We start from the raw sequence: 13,919 nt of genomic DNA, 5'->3' as shown, positions 1-13,919 counted from the left end.
CCTCTTGGGGCCGGTGAGCGACGAAGGAGCGACGCGATGGGAGGGGATGCAAACCCCTTCCAGAGTCTTTTCCATCGTCGCTTACGACGATCCATTTAGTTGTTCGGCAACGGCTAATTTCACTGCGATTAAATCCGTACCTCCTTAGACTTCAGTACCTTCAGCTGTGTTTTCAATCGGTCTGCTATGCTTGTCCGCATCAGTTAAATGAGAAAATTCCTTGTCGCTAGTAGGGGTACTCGCAGGTAGTGTGCTCGTTTTTGGTGCTGTCAAGCCAAGCTGTTTTGAAAATTCCGCATCAGAGGCAATGTGTCGCGTCTGATAGTCATCGTTGACCACGGCAAGACTTTCGTGTTTGGTTTGGCTTTGTTGTGCCATGAATTCGACATCAGACAGGTGTGCCGCGGTGGCCGAAACAGGATCTTTTTTATTGAATATCTTTGAAGAAAGTTGCGCGAAAGAATCAGTTGTTTGCTCGCTGAGTGAATTGATGTCCACGCTTGCAGTGTTGCTCGGTGTTTGAAATGGATGCGACAGGACTTTGACTGCCGGAGGCTGACGATCGTTGTGAAGGGTTTCTGTGGCGATACCTTGTGCTGGTATGGCGATGTTGTTTTGCTGTAAGCGTGCCTGCAGGTTTTTGATGAACGGGCCTTGGGTGTCGGTGAGCGAATTTTCACGATGAGTGAATTGCGGCTCGAATTTGTCGCGCAGTGCTTTCACGCTTAGGCGCGCCGGCGATTCGACTCGGGTTCGCTCAACTGCAGCTTGGTCGGACGAGGCGCTGCACGGTACCGCTTGCATGGGGCGTGCAGGTGTTTTCTCGGCTGGAGCCGGCGCAGTTTTGAGTGCCGGTGGCTGTCGGTTTTCCTCAGTTATATTGGTTACGCACGCTTGCTGTGCTGTTGTGTTCGGCATGTGGAAATGTGTGCCGTTGAGCTTTGCTTCGAGTTTTTTATAAGTTGGGCTTTGCGCATGGCGTTCTGCGGTGTTGTCGTGAAGAATTGCTGGTTCAAACATGTCACGCAATGCTTTTACGTTCGGGAGTTGATGATCGCTTGTTCCCGTCGATGTGCTTGCAGCCTTGTTGCTCGCTTCCTTGCCTGCAGCGGCTTGAGCGGGGCGGTTCGATTCCTCCGAACGCACTCGAATCGGGCCTGTGACGTGACTGAATAGGGATGCCGTGGTCGGCACCTTATCTGATTGGCGCGGTGTGGCCGCTGTGCTGGCTAGCTCGGGCGCATTAGCGGCGCGGCGCAGACCAGTAAACCGGGCATGTTGCTGGGCCCCGTCATATCGTGCGGCTTCACGCAGTTGCATCACTGCATTGGCGATACCCGCGCCATGTGGTCGAGAAAATGCGAGATCAAAAAGGGGAAGAGGGGAGCTGAAGATTTTCACGGAAGATCCTGGTGGTGTGGTGGAAATGAAAAGTTATTCATGCACAGTGTGCTGATATCAAGTTTGTGCGCCGGAAAATTGCCTGACTTTGCAAAAATCGGCGGCAAGCGGTAAGTGAGTCGCGGTGTCGTTTGTTTGTGCTGTGGCACCATGCAGCAGTACTGCACGTTGCGGCGACTTTGGTAGGCCGACAGGAATATTGCCGGCGGCCTTGAGCGTAGGCAGTTGCATGCATGCCTGTGCTGCCGTTGGCTGTATTGTCTGCGTAGTGCATGAGTTGGCTGTGGTTGGTGAGGTTAAATACATAGTTGTTCTTGAATCGGACTGTCTTGTATCAGTTAAGGCATGGTGTTCAATTTTTTTTGTGGCCGCAGCGATGGCGTCAGTTGTGGCTGCCAAGTTTGGCCGTCCAATGATACAAAGTAGGGAAGCGCCGCAAGTCTTCGAGCCGAAGCGGCGTCTCGCCGAGGCGTTCGCCATTGGCACCAAGTTGTACCGGGGCCGCGTGGTAGATGCCGGTCGCGGCCGAGGCTTGCTGGTGCTGCGGGAGCGCGAAGCTGGCCCGTTCGGTTTTGGTGAGCGGCCAACTTTGCTCGACATTGTGTCGGGGTGTTGCGTGGTCAGTGCGGGCAGGTACGGAGGTGACGATGCGGGTGGCTTTCGGTGACAGTGCCGGTGGCAACGCGGTGTTTCCTGATGTGCTGCGTAGCAGACCAGTTGGGCGTGGCAATGGCAGCGCTGAAGCTTCGGTTGTGCCCATGAAGACAGCTCGTGATTGCAAGAAGCGGGTACGCGATTCGATGATGCTGGCTTTGAGCGTGTCCTCGCTCGGCGTCGTCGACATAGCCGGTGTTGGCGCGGGTGCTGCTGGGGATGGTCGGCTTGTTGCTGTGGCAATATTGCTGGTGCGGTAGAAGCGCAGAGAAAAATCGCTGCTAGGCTTGGCAGTTGGGAGAGTCACACCCTTGAGCAGGGAAACGGAACGTGGTAAGTGAGACGTAATGCCGGATGGAATCATGGTGCTTATCCTTGTCATGCTGTCAGAAATTGATGAACGAATAGTCGGCACAGTCGGGTGGGATCGTGCTTTCCTGCTTTGTTGAACAAGAAGTGACGACATGGTTTTTTTTGTTTGCTTCGTTTGGCTAACTTCCTGTTACAGTCGTCTATTCAACAACATGATCAAAACATTTTTCGATTTGATGAGCAATCATAAAATGTCCATTTGGGTTTGTCAGAAGCGCAGATTGAATGGATGTAGTCTTGGCGCAAGTTGGTCGAATTTTGATCGGCGTCATGGACGCGTCATAAAAAACTGATATAGTGATTCTCAGTTGCTGTACATACAAACGATATGTATGACGGTAGCGAGGTGGGCCTGGTTTTCCTATGGTGACCAGCCACCGATCAAATCATAAAACGGCAGCCTGTTGATAGGCTGCCGTTTTTTTGTGTGCGCTCAACAGGCTGCTATCGTTTCAGTTCGGCTGGTGAGCGCGATAGGCTTTCGGTGTCATGCCGGTCCATTCTTTGAAGGCGTGTTGAAACGCGCTTTGATCTTGGTAGGCCAGTAAGAAGGCGATGTCGGCCAAACTCAGAGCGGGCTGACGTAGATAGGTTTGCGCCAGTTCGCGGCGTGTTTGATCGAGAATTTGTTGAAAATTGAGGCCGCTCTCGGACAGCTTGCGTTGCAGGCTACGCACACTCAGACCGAGTTCCAGCGCAATCATCGGCAGGCGTGCGCAGTCGCTGGCGAGATGGCGGCGTATCGCGTTGCGGACTGCGCTGACCTGCTCGTGTTCGTGCTGTTGTGCGTATTTTTTCAGTAGCAGTTGGTCGGCATGTTGCTGCAAAATTGGATGCAGGCTGATCGCCGCATTCGGCACTGGCCAGGCCAGCAGTGCGCTGGGGAAGCGGGCGGCATGCCAAGGTGCATCGAACTCGACGGCGCTGCCGAACAGGCGCTGGTGTTCGCGCAGATCGGCTGGTGCCGGATGGGCGAAATAGACTGGTGTCGGCGGCAGGCTGGTGCCGGCAAACCAGTCGCCGAACACGCGTATGCCAGCCATGACGCTTTCGGCCAAATGGCGGCTGGCGTCGGGATACCAGCTATCCCAACGATATTCACTTAATTCACCGGTGCGACCGAGCAGGGAGCGGCCGAGATCATGCGCCAGCCCTTCGTAGCGCATGGTTTGTTGCAAGGCTTGACCAAGATCGCTGCAGCTCATCAGCAGCATGCCGTAGACGTGGTAGGTGCCGAGTTTGACCCGCTCGCCGACGTGTAAGCCGAACGCGGCATCGTCGCAGCGTGCGGCACCGGCGTCGAGCAAGCGCAGATAGCTGGTGGCGGCGATGCTGTCACCGGCCAGTTCGTGCTGGGTTAAGCCGGCCAACTCACATAGTTGGGCTGGATCGATGTGCCGTTCGCGCAGTAATTCCAACAGCGGTTGCAGATAGGCGGTGCTGACGCGGCCGTTGTGACGCTCATCATTTGGCATGTTAAGACAATCTCCTTGTCATGAAAACGCAAGACGGCGCGACTGCGACTGGCTATGCTTGGTCACGAGTATAACAAGGGAAGCGCGATGCGACGTTGGAATGGATGGGGCGATGACGCCATTGAATCAGTGCTGGCACCGACGGCGGCAGAATTTTTGAGTCACCAGATCGGTGTCGGCAGTACCGTGGCCGATGCCAGCTTGGCAGCGGTGTGTGCCGGCGTAGCCGCCAGCCGACTGGCGCCGCATCCGCTGTACGACTGTGACGTCGAGTTACGGGTACGGCATAGTGTGGGACAGAGCTTGCCGGATTGGCTCAAGCTGCGTTATGGGCGTATTGATGCCGTGCCCGATGCGGTGGCTTTTCCTGAGAGTAGTGCCGAGGTCGCCAACTTGCTTGCGCATGCCAGCGCGCATGGCATCGCCTTGATTCCTTATGGCGGTGGCACCAGTGTAGTCGGTCACCTGACGGTACCGCTGACGGCGCGTGCTGTGATCTCGGTTGATATGCGCAGGATGTCGCAATTGCTGAATTTGGATACGCAGGCGCAGCTGGCGACGTTTGGTGCCGGGGTATTTGGCCCTGATTTGGAGGCGCAGTTGCGCGCGCATGCTTACACGCTCGGTCATTTTCCGCAATCGTTCGAGTATTCGACCTTGGGCGGTTGGGTGGTGACACGTTCATCTGGTCAGCAATCGTTGCGCTATGGGCGCATCGAGCAGCTGTTTGCCGGCGGGCGGGTTGAAACGCCGCGCGGAACCTTGAGCTTGCCGAGTTTTCCCGCCTCGGCCGCGGCCCTCGATTTGCGCGAGTTGGTGCTTGGCTCGGAAGGACGTATCGGCATCCTCACCGAGGTGACGGTGCGGGTGCGAGCACAGCCGGCGACGGAAGAATTTCATGCTTTCTTTTTTCCGCAGTGGGATGCGGCGCAAAGCGCCGTGATGGAAATTGTCCGTGCTGTGCCGGGCTTGTCGATGCTGCGTTTGTCAAATGCGGCGGAAACGGCGACGAGTTTGCAGTTGGCTGGAGCGAGCCGGCTGCTCGCCTTGCTACAGCGTTATTTGGCGTGGCGCGGCTGTGGCGAGCAGCGCTGTTTGTTGCTGGTCGGTGCCAGTGGTGATGCCGCGGCAGTACGCACTGCGCTGGCACCAGCACGCCGACTGGCGCGGGCACACGGCGGTATTGCCGTTGGTCGGGCCATCGGCGAGAAATGGCGGCATGGTCGCTTCAAGAACGTTTATCTGCGTAACAGCCTGTGGCAGCAGGGGTATGCCATCGATACGGTGGAGACCGCGTGCAACTGGCCGCAGGTAAAAAATATGATGACGGCACTCGAAAGCGCGGCGCAGCAGGCCTTTGCACAAGACGGCGAGCGCGTGCATGGGTATACCCATTTGTCACACATGTATGCGCAGGGCGCGAGTGTTTATAGCACTTTTGTGTTTCGCCTCAGTGGCGATTATGAGCGCGATCTGGCACGTTGGCAGCGCCTGAAAGCGGCGACGGCCATGGCGATCGTTGCGCACGGCGGTACCATCAGTCATCAACATGGTGTCGGCCAAGACCATGCGCCGTATTTGCAAGCAGAGAAAGGCGCGCTTGGTCTGGCGACGATGGCGGCGGTGTACCGACATTTTGATCCTGAGGGAATGATGAACCCGCACAAAACTTTGCCGGAGCGGCTGACATGAGCGCGCCGCGTTCGGCCCATGTGCAGGCCGCGCTGGACCCTGTCGCCGACTGGGATGTGATCGTTATTGGCGGTGGCATAACCGGGGCCGGCATCACGCTGGAGGCGGCGCGCCGTGGTTTGAAAGTGTTACTGCTAGAGCAGCGTGATTTCGCCTGGGGTACCTCGAGTCGCTCATCCAAGCTGGTACATGGTGGTTTGCGTTATATCCAGCAGGGAAGATTTTTTCTCACGCGCGATTCGGTGCGCGAACGGCAAGCTTTGATGAGTGGTGCTTGCGGTTTGGTCGAGCCGCAGAGTTTTGCCTTTGCCGATTACCGTGGTCGTCGTCCGGGGCGTTGGTTGTTTTCCCTTGGTTTGGCGATTTATGATGCTATGGCCGGTCAGCGCGCGCGGCATTATTTTCGCGCCGATGAGTTTTTAGGCTTGGCACCGCATATTTTGCGTGCTGGTCTTAAGGGCGGTTTGTGTTACAGCGATGCGAAAACTGATGATGCTCGCTTGGTATTGCGGGTGTTGCAGCAGGCGCAGGCTTACGGTGCGACGGCGCTCAATTATGTCGCGGTCGAGTCGATTATGTATACCGCTGAGCGTGCCCATGGTGTGGTCGCGCGCGATGCGCAAACTGGTACGCTGCTGACACTGCAAGCCAAGACGGTGATCAATGCCACCGGTGCCTGGGCCGACCGTTTGCGCGCGCAGCAAGGTGCAGCAGCGCGTTTGCGGCCGCTGCGTGGTAGTCATGTGATTCTGCCGAGTTGGCGCTTGCCGGTAGCGCAGGCTGTCAGCCTGATGCATCCTATCGATGGTCGGCCGGTTTTTATTTACCCTTGGGAAGGCGCGACCTTGGTTGGAACGACCGATGTCGATCATACCGATGATTTGCAGCAGGAGGCGGCCATCACTGCGGCCGAGCTGGCGTATTTGATGGTGGCGCTGACATTTCAGTTTCCGGCACTGGCCCTGACACGCGCCGATATCATCGCCAGTTATGCCGGAGTAAGACCGGTGGTCGGCAGTGGCAAGGCCGATCCCTCCAAAGAAACGCGTGATCATGCGATTTGCTTGGAGCGCGGTTTGTTGACGGTTGCCGGCGGCAAGCTGACCACGTTTCGCTTGATTGCACTCGACGCCTTGCGCCAGTTAGCCCCCTTGTTGCCGGCTTGGCGGCCCGATTGGCGCAATACGGCTTTGTTTGACGTGAGTGCTGAATGCTTCGCTCCGCCGGGTTTGCCAGCCTCGCAGACGGCGCGTTTGGCCGGTCACTACGGCGCTTTGGCAGCGCAAGTGTTGGCGGCGGCACAGACTGGTGAGCTGGAACTGATCGCCGGAACCTTGACGCTGTGGGTAGAGTTACGTTGGGCGGCGCGCTGTGAAGCCGTGTGCCATCTGGAGGATTTGCTGTTGCGGCGTACCCGTATCGGTTTGTTACTGCGCGGCGGCGGTGTGGCGCAATTACCGCGTATTCGCGCCATCTGTCAGCCGGAACTGGGGTGGGATGATGCTCGTTGGGAGCAGGAAGTAGCGGCTTATTTGCTGTTGTGGCAGACTTGTCACGCTTTGCCTGCGACGGAATGATCATGCCAACACCAGTGGAGCTCTCCTTATGACGCAAGCGACTATTCTGGCAATCGATAATGGTACGCAAAGTGTGCGCGCGATTTTATTTGATTTGAACGGGCATATCGTTGCCAAAGCGCAGGTGGCGTTGACCGCCTATTTTTCTACCGAGCCGGGCTGGGCCGAGCACGATGTGGAAGAATATTGGCAGGCGGTGTGCCGTGCTTGTCAATTACTCTGGGCCGAGAGCGGTGCGCTGCCGGCGGCGGTGCGCGGAGTCGCGGTGACGACGCAGCGCGGTACGGTGATTAATCTCGATGCCGCCGGTCAGCCGCTGCGCCCAGCCATTACCTGGCTCGATCAACGTCGCACCGATGATGTGCCGCCCTTGCATGTGCTGTGGCGCGGCCTGTTTAAATTGGCCGGTGTGAGTTCAACCATCAATTATTTTCGTGGCGAGGCCGAGGCCAACTGGATCAAGGCGCAGCAGCCGGAGATTTGGGAAAAGACGGCGCATTATCTGATGCTGTCCGGTTATCTCAATTATCGTTTGGGCGGAAAATTCATCGACTCCATCGGTTCGCAAGTCGGTTATCTGCCATTTGATTATAAGCGCTTGAAATGGGCCGGCAAGTTTGACTGGAAATGGCAGGCGCTGGCGGTGCGACGCGCCAGCTTGCCTGATTTGGCGGCACCAGGGACGCTGATCGGGCAGATCACGGCCGCGGCCGCAGCAGCCACGGGTATCCCGCTCGGTACGCCCTTGGTGGCGGCGGCGGCTGATAAGGCTTGCGAGGTGATCGGGGCGGGCTGTCGCTTGCCGCATATCGGCTGTCTCAGCTACGGTACCACGGCCACCATTAATACGACCAGTGCGCGCTATCTGGAAGTGACGCCTTACATTCCGCCGTATCCGGCCGCCATTCCTGGGCAATACAGCACGGAGGTGCAGATTTTTCGTGGTTATTGGATGGTCAATTGGTTCAAGGAGCAATTCGGTCACCCTGAGCAGTCACAGGCAGCGCTGCGCGGTGGGGTGGCGGAAGAATTGTTTGATGACTTGGTCAATGCCGTACCACCCGGTTCCATGGGTCTGATGTTGCAGCCGTACTGGACGCCGGGTATCAAGATGCCCGGTGTCGAGGCCAAGGGAGCGATCATCGGCTTCGGTGATGTGCATACGCGTGCGCATATGTATCGGGCCATACTCGAAGGCTTGGCGTATGCGTTGCGCGAAGGGAAGGAGCGTATTGAACAGCGCAGCGGTGTGGCGATCACGGAATTGCGCGTGTCCGGTGGTGGTTCGCAAAGCGATGCGGCCATGCAGTTGACCGCCGATATTTTCGGCTTGCCAACCACGCGTCCACATATCTATGAAACCTCGGCGCTGGGGGCGGCGATCGATGCTGCCGTCGGTTTGGGCTTGCATGCCGATTTCGACAGCGCGATGACGGCTATGACGCGGGTAGGTCAACGCTTTGAGCCGATTGCCGCACATGTCGCCATCTACGATGCACTGTATCGGCGCGTGTATCAGAAGATGTATGCACGCTTGCAGCCTTTGTATCAGGAGATTGCCGATATCACCGGTTATCCGCGCATGCCTTAAGCAGTGTCAGGGGCTGAGGTGCTTGTTTGGCTGAGCGTGCACGTTTTTCACTCAGCTTCGCACCGAAAAATCCCGTTCCGTAGCGGTGGCGAGATGACGAGCTGGTTTCTCCCTGTTTTGGTTCAATAAGTGATCTCTGCTCTGGTTTTTGCTGCGAGCATTGCTGGCACGCAAACTGCTATCTCTGAGGTGGAAGCGGATTTACCTTTCATTCAATCACTCTCTGGAGCAAACATGACACGTCGTATCGTTTTGAAAGCCTTGACCTTAGCCGTCGCCACAAGTTGGATGTCGCAGGCACTCGCCGCCGACACGATTAAGGTTGGTATTTTGCATTCGCTGTCGGGGACGATGGCGATTTCGGAAACATCGTTGAAAGATGTTGCTTTGATGACGATCGCCGAGATCAATGCCAAGGGCGGTGTACTTGGCAAACAACTCGAACCGGTGGTGGTCGATCCGGCCTCGAACTGGCCGCTGTTTGCAGAGAAGGCACGCCAATTGGTGGGCCAAGATAAAGTTTCGGTCGTGTTCGGTTGCTGGACTTCGGTGTCGCGCAAGTCGGTGCTGCCGGTATTTAAAGAATTGAACAGTTTATTGTTTTATCCAGTGCAGTATGAAGGCGAAGAGCTGGAAAAAAATGTGTTTTACACTGGTGCCGCACCGAATCAGCAAGCGATTCCTGCTACGGAATATTTGATGTCGAAAGAAGGCGGCGCGGCCAAGCGTTTTGTCTTGCTCGGCACCGATTATGTTTATCCGCGCACGACCAACAAGATACTGCGCGCGTTCTTGCACAGTAAAGGTGTGAAAGACAGCGATATCGATGAAGTCTACACACCGTTCGGTCATTCCGATTACCAAACCATCGTGGCCAATATCAAAAAATTCGCTGCCGGTGGCAAAACTGCGGTGATCTCGACCATTAACGGTGACTCCAATGTGCCGTTCTATAAAGAGCTTGGCAATGCCGGTCTGAAAGCGACCGATGTGCCGGTCGTCGCATTCTCGGTCGGTGAGGAAGAATTGCGCGGTGTCGATACCAAACCTTTGGTCGGTCATCTGGCAGCGTGGAATTATTTTGAATCGGTTAAAAATCCGGTCAATACCGCTTTCATCAAAAAATGGAAAGACTACGCGGTCGCGCAAAAATTACCTAACGCCGCTACCGTCGTGACCAACGATCCTATGGAAGCCACCTACGTCGGTATCTATATGTGGAAGCAGGCGGTAGAAAAAGCCAAATCGACCGATACCGATAAAGTCATCGCCGCGATGGGTGGGCAAACTTTCAAAGCGCCATCTGGCTTTGAGTTGGTGATGGATAAGACCAATCACCATTTGCACAAGCCGGTGATGATCGGTGAAATCAAGGCGGATGGCCAGTTCAGTGTGGTTTACAAAACCAAGGAAGCGATCCGCGCGCAGCCGTGGAGTCCTTTCATTGTTGGTAACGAAGGCAAACAGAAACTCTGATTTTGCCGCTCAAGCTGTGCGTAGCCGCGCGCAGTGAATCTGATCCATCTTCGCATTGCCCTGTCGCCGCTGGCGGCGGCAGGGGCAATGCTGGCCGAGCTTACTGCTACCCAAACGAGGTCTGTACTTTGATGATATTGCGAAAAATACTGCTCTGTTGTGGCATCCTGCTGCTCAGTTATCAGGCCCAGGCGAAGCTCGATGTGGCATTGTGTAAAGCACTGGCCGGCGATGACCCGGATGCACGTATTGCGGCTGTCAACAGCATTGCCGCACTCGGTAGCGCTGAGGCCGCCGCCACGCTGCGGGCACTGAATCAAGAGGAACTGTACTTTAAGGGCGATACCGTGTACCTGGCAGTCGGCGAACAAGCCACCGACCTCAGTAGCGGCGTGACAGCCAACCTACCTGACGGTGCGGATGTCATTCCTCTCAATAATCGTTTGCGCGGGGCCTTGCAGAGTGCACTCTCGGGCATACAATTATTTTCCAGTAATAAAGCAGAGCGTCTGACGGCGGCGATTGCTTTACAAAAGCAGGCGACACCTGAGCAACTACCTCTGCTCAATGCTGCTTACATCAAAGAGAAAGATCCACAAGTCGGGGCCGAACTGCAATTATTGATTGCCGCCGCCAACTTGCAGTCGGACGATGCTGCCTTGCGTCTGGCAGCCGTCAAAACGCTGATCAACAGTACGAATGCCGGTTTGCGGCCGCAATTACAAAAAATGCTGACAAAAAATGCCGATGGCAGCGACAGTGAGCCTGAGGCCGCGATACGCATCGCCGCGGTGGCGAGTTTGCAGGCGATCGACCGTCACATCGCCTGGACTGAGTTGATTGGTAATTTATTTTATGGTGTCTCGCTCGGCAGTGTCTTGCTATTGGCGGCACTGGGGCTGGCGGTGAGTTTCGGGCTCATGGGTATCATCAATATGGCACATGGTGAGTTATTGATGATCGGTGCTTACACCACCTATGTCTGCCAAATGGTATTCCGTCATTATTTTCCCGGCGCGCTCGATGCTTATTTGCTGGCGGCGCTGCCGGCGGCTTTCTTGGTTTCCGGTGGTATCGGCATGCTGCTTGAGCGTAGCGTGATCCGTTGGTTATATGGCCGACCGCTCGAAACTTTACTCTGCACTTGGGGTATCAGCTTGATGTTGATGCAAGCTGTACGCTCGATTTTCGGGGCCCAGAATGTCGAAGTTGCCAATCCTTCGTGGATGTCGGGCGGAGTGACGGTGATGGGTTCGTTGGTATTGTCGTATAACCGCATCATCATTATTTTCTTTGCGCTCGCCGTGGTGGCGGCAGTCTGGCTGATTTTGAATAAAACCCGACTAGGCTTGTTTGTACGAGCCGTGACACAAAATCGCCGCATGGCTGATTGTGTCGGCGTTGCGACCGGCAAGATTGACATGCTGACCTTCGGCTTAGGTTCCGGGATTGCCGGTCTTGGCGGGGTTGCCTTGTCACAGTTGGGTAATGTCGGGCCCGATCTTGGGCAGAATTATATCGTCGACAGTTTCATGGTGGTGGTGCTTGGTGGTGTCGGTCAATTGGCCGGCACGGTTTTAGCGGCCTTCGGCTTGGGGGAAGTGAATAAATTTCTCGAACCTTTGGCTGGAGCCGTGATGGCCAAAATTGTGATACTGGTTTTCATCATCATCTTCATCCAGCGGCGTCCGCAAGGTCTGTTTGCTCTCAAGGGCAGGAGTGTAGAATGATTGCCTCGTTATTTTCTCGTCCGGCTTGGTGTGCCATCGTGGTTTGTGCTTTGATCGCGGCCTTGTTACCAGTGTTGAATCTGAGTTTTCCCGATGGACATGCGCTGCATATTTCCGCCTACGCCATCGCCTTGGTGGCGAAATTCATGTGTTATGCCTTGGCGGCCGTGGCACTGGATTTAGTCTGGGGTTATGCCGGCATTCTCTCACTCGGTCATGGCGTTTTTTTCGCACTCGGCGCGTATGCGCACGGGATGTACTTGATGCGTGCCATCGGCCGTGATGGCGTATATCAAAGCACGCTGCCTGATTTTATGGTCTTCCTCGATTGGAAAACTTATCCGTGGTATTGGGCCATGACCGACAATTTTTGGTATTGCATGCTGCTGGTGGTCGCCGTGCCGGGGGTGTTGGCATTTGTGTTCGGTTACTTCGCGTTTCGCTCGCGTATCAAAGGAGTGTATTTTTCCATCATCACCCAGGCCATGACCTTCGCCTTCATGTTGCTGTTTTTCCGTAATAATACCGGTTTCGGTGGGAATAACGGTTTCACTGATTTCAAACGCATTCTCGGTTACAGCCTGACTGCCCCCGGCACGCGTGCGGTACTCTACCTGATCACGCTGGTGATATTGCTGGCGGTGTTAGTGCTCTGCCGTGCCATCGTCCGTTCGAAACTTGGTCGTGTTTTGCAAGCGGTGCGCGATGCCGAAAGCCGCTTGATGTTCATCGGCTACGACCCGCTATGGTTCAAACTGTTCGTCTGGACGCTGTCGGCGGTGCTGTGCGGGATAGCCGGGGCTTTGTATGTGCCGCAAGTGGGCATCATCAATCCTTCTGAAATGTCACCGGCAAATTCGATAGAGATGGTGATTTGGGCGGCGGTCGGCGGGCGCGGTACTTTGCTCGGTCCGATTATCGGTGCCTTCACGGTGAATGGCTTGAAGAGTTGGTTTACGGCGGCGTTTCCTGAGTTGTGGCTATATGCGCTGGGCTTGCTGTTTATTTTGGTGACTTTATTCATGCAAACAGGTGTGCTTGGTCTGTTCGCAAAATGGAAAAAAACTCCGGAGGATGCATGACTGAGGTAATGAGCGGAGTGTTACGCCCGGGCCAGCAGTATGAATCTGCTACCGGTGATCAAGGGGTTTCTTATGGGCGTACCAAGCCGGTCGGGCTTGATACCAGTCATGGCGCAATTTTGTATTTGGAAGATATCGTGGTTTCCTTCGATGGCTTTTGTGCGATCAAGCATCTGAGCCTCGATATGTCGGTCGGCGAGCTGCGCTGTATCATCGGCCCTAATGGTGCCGGCAAGACCACGATGATGGATGTCATTACAGGTAAGACCAGGCCGACTTCCGGTACGGCATTTTTCGGTCAAACTTTTGATTTGAGTACGATGAGCGAAGTGGAAATTGCGCATGCCGGTATAGGTCGAAAATTTCAACGTCCGACCGTGTTTGAGCAGCACAGCGTGTTTGAAAATTTGGAATTGTCTCTGAAAATGAATAAGCGAGTTTGGTCTACCCTGTTCGCTCGTCTTAACAGCAGTCAACGTGATCAGATCGCCGCGACGCTGGAGTTGATAGGACTGCATACCCAAGCCGATCGCCGCGCCGGCTTGCTCTCGCATGGTCAAAAACAATGGCTGGAGATCGGCATGCTGTTGATACAAGAACCGCAGCTGATTTTGCTCGATGAACCGGTAGCCGGTATGTCAGATGCGGAAACGGCGCGCACGGCAGAATTGCTCAATGATTTGCGCGGCAAGCATTCGATGATGGTGGTCGAACATGATATGGGTTTTGTGGCCGAAATCGCGCAAGCGGGTAAGGTGACGGTGCTGCATGAAGGGGCCGTACTGGCGGAAGGAACGATGCAGCAGGTCCAGGCCGATGAGCGGGTGATCGAAGTGTATCTCGGTCGGTAATGGCCGCGCAGCGTAACG

11 protein-coding genes are annotated in these 13,919 nt (G+C 55.5%); 7 read left to right on the top strand and 4 right to left on the bottom strand.

Features of this window, described 5'->3' with window-relative positions; translation table 11 throughout:
• Positions 1–144 precede the first annotated feature (144 nt).
• The 4 genes from QN359_RS09080 to QN359_RS09065 all read right to left on the bottom strand — a co-directional run bounded on the left by QN359_RS09080 (position 145) and on the right by QN359_RS09065 (position 3,902).
• A complete protein-coding gene (locus QN359_RS09080) occupies positions 145–1,401 on the bottom strand; it encodes a hypothetical protein (protein WP_322248899.1) in 1,257 nt (418 codons plus the stop codon).
• A 57-nt stretch (positions 1,402–1,458) separates the two neighbouring features.
• Entirely contained in the window at positions 1,459–1,632 is a 174-nt protein-coding gene (locus QN359_RS09075) for a hypothetical protein (protein WP_322248898.1), read from the bottom strand.
• A gap of 151 nt (positions 1,633–1,783) precedes the next feature.
• The gene (locus QN359_RS09070) at positions 1,784–2,419 is read right to left on the bottom strand and encodes a hypothetical protein (protein ID WP_322248897.1); all 636 of its coding nucleotides are present in this window, start codon (positions 2,417–2,419) and stop codon (positions 1,784–1,786) included.
• Positions 2,420–2,879: 460 nt separating this feature from the next.
• Positions 2,880–3,902, bottom strand: a complete 1,023-nt coding sequence (locus QN359_RS09065; protein ID WP_322248896.1) for an AraC family transcriptional regulator — start codon at positions 3,900–3,902, stop codon at positions 2,880–2,882.
• Between the two features lie 87 nt (positions 3,903–3,989).
• On the opposite strand from QN359_RS09065, the gene QN359_RS09060 reads away from it, so the two are divergent.
• The 7 genes from QN359_RS09060 to urtD all read left to right on the top strand — a co-directional run bounded on the left by QN359_RS09060 (position 3,990) and on the right by urtD (position 13,901).
• On the top strand, positions 3,990–5,594 hold the full coding sequence (locus QN359_RS09060; protein ID WP_322248895.1) for an FAD-binding oxidoreductase: 1,605 nt from the start codon (positions 3,990–3,992) through the stop codon (positions 5,592–5,594).
• Positions 5,591–7,171, top strand: a complete 1,581-nt coding sequence (locus QN359_RS09055) for a glycerol-3-phosphate dehydrogenase/oxidase (RefSeq protein WP_322248894.1) — start codon at positions 5,591–5,593, stop codon at positions 7,169–7,171. The genes QN359_RS09060 and QN359_RS09055 overlap by 4 nt, the downstream gene beginning before the upstream one ends.
• Positions 7,172–7,199: 28 nt before the next feature.
• The gene (locus tag QN359_RS09050) at positions 7,200–8,762 is read left to right on the top strand and encodes an FGGY-family carbohydrate kinase (protein WP_322248893.1); all 1,563 of its coding nucleotides are present in this window, start codon (positions 7,200–7,202) and stop codon (positions 8,760–8,762) included.
• 234 nt (positions 8,763–8,996) lie between these two features.
• Entirely contained in the window at positions 8,997–10,238 is a 1,242-nt protein-coding gene (gene urtA / locus QN359_RS09045; protein WP_322248892.1) for an urea ABC transporter substrate-binding protein, read from the top strand.
• 131 nt (positions 10,239–10,369) lie between these two features.
• Positions 10,370–11,968 (top strand): urea ABC transporter permease subunit UrtB, encoded by a 1,599-nt coding sequence (gene urtB, locus QN359_RS09040; protein WP_322251138.1) that lies wholly within the window; start codon positions 10,370–10,372, stop codon positions 11,966–11,968.
• A complete protein-coding gene (gene urtC, locus QN359_RS09035; RefSeq protein ID WP_322248891.1) occupies positions 11,965–13,050 on the top strand; it encodes an urea ABC transporter permease subunit UrtC in 1,086 nt (361 codons plus the stop codon). The genes urtB and urtC overlap by 4 nt, the downstream gene beginning before the upstream one ends.
• Positions 13,047–13,901 (top strand): urea ABC transporter ATP-binding protein UrtD, encoded by an 855-nt coding sequence (urtD, locus tag QN359_RS09030; RefSeq protein WP_322248890.1) that lies wholly within the window; start codon positions 13,047–13,049, stop codon positions 13,899–13,901. Before urtC ends, urtD begins: the two co-directional genes overlap by 4 nt.
• Positions 13,902–13,919 lie beyond the last annotated feature (18 nt).

The organism is Undibacterium sp. 5I2 (genome assembly GCF_035019605.1).
Lineage (GTDB): Bacteria > Pseudomonadota > Gammaproteobacteria > Burkholderiales > Burkholderiaceae_D > Undibacterium.
This window is presented reverse-complemented; position numbering and strand designations above follow the sequence as displayed.